This is a genomic window from Pseudomonas sp. CJQ_9, from assembly GCF_043106615.1.
Taxonomy (GTDB): Bacteria; Pseudomonadota; Gammaproteobacteria; order Pseudomonadales; family Pseudomonadaceae; genus Aquipseudomonas; species Aquipseudomonas juntendi.
On record NZ_JBICMS010000051.1, the window covers coordinates 1 to 1,421 of the forward strand.

At 60.0% G+C, this 1,421-nt stretch carries 1 protein-coding gene; it reads left to right on the top strand.

Features of this window, described 5'->3' with window-relative positions; all coding sequences use genetic code 11:
- The coding region (locus tag ACF8SD_RS08905; protein WP_392546466.1) for an immunoglobulin-like domain-containing protein at window positions 1-1,421 on the top strand (1,421 nt) is incomplete at both ends.

Consider the following 1,421-nt stretch of genomic DNA (forward strand, 5'->3'; position numbering starts at 1 on the left):
CGGTGCAGCGTTCGAGAACCTGCAACTGGGTGGCGACGCTTCGGTAAAAGTCACCGACACCATCGATGAAGTGGTCGCCAAACTGACCGCTACCCCATCGGTGGCCGAAGGCGGCGAGATTACCTACACCATCACGCTGACCAACAAAGATGGTCTGCCGATCAACAACCACGCGGAGCTGTACTTCAAGCTGACCGACGGCACCAACATTGTCGTGGCGGCCAACAGCACGACCGGTTCGGCCACGGTTATCGCGCCGGACAACGTCTACGTCGGCACTAACGCGCCAGTGGTCAACGCCATTGATTCGGTCAGCGGCCAGGATGCGTGGAAGTTCGAGCAGCTGACCCTGGACAAGGCTGAGGTCAGCACCCAGGTCACCGACGAGCCTGGCACCCCGGGCAACGAAGGCGACATCGTCAAGGTCACCATCACAGCCGACCAGACCTCGGTCGCCGAAAACGTCAAACCGACGTTCACCGTGCATATCAATCAGCCTTTGGCGCACGACCTGGTCGTGACCCTGAGCAACGATGCCAAGGTCACCATCAAGGCTGGCGAAACCACTGCGGCTTACGAGCACGCGGCACAGGGCGATGACGTCTACCAAGACGCCGGCGAAATCACCTTGGGCATCAAGTCGGCAGCCGATGCTACCGGTGCAGCGTTCGAGAACCTGCAACTGGGTGGCGACGCTTCGGTAAAAGTCACCGACACCATCGATGAAGTGGTTGCCAAACTGACCGCTACCCCATCGGTGACCGAAGGTGGCGAGATTACCTACACCATCACGCTGACCAACAAAGATGGTCTGCCGATCAACAACCACGCGGAGCTGTTCTTCAAGCTGACCGACGGCACCAACATTGTCGTGGCGGCCAACAGCACCACCGGTTCGGCCACTGTTATCGCACCGGACAACGTCTACGTCGGCACCAACGCACCAGTGGTCAACGCCATTGATTCGGTCAGCGGCCAGGATGCGTGGAAGTTCGAGCAGCTGACCCTGGACAAGGCTGAGGTCAGCACCCAGGTCACCGACGAGCCTGGCACTCCGGGCAACGAAGGTGACATCGTCAAGGTCACCATCACAGCTGACCAGGCCTCGGTCGCCGAGAACGTCAAGCCGACGTTCACCGTGCATATCAATCAGCCTTTGGCTCACGACCTGGTCGTGACCCTGAGCAACGATGCCAAGGTCACCATCAAGGCTGGCGAAACCACCGCGGCTTACGAGCACGCAGCACAGGGCGATGACGTCTACCAAGACGCCGGCGAAATCACCTTGGGCATCAAGTCGGCGGCCGATGCTACCGGTGCAGCGTTCGAGAACCTGCAACTGGGTGGCGACGCTTCGGTAAAAGTCACCGACACCATCGATGAAGTGGTCGCCAAACTGACCGCTACCCCATCGGTAACCG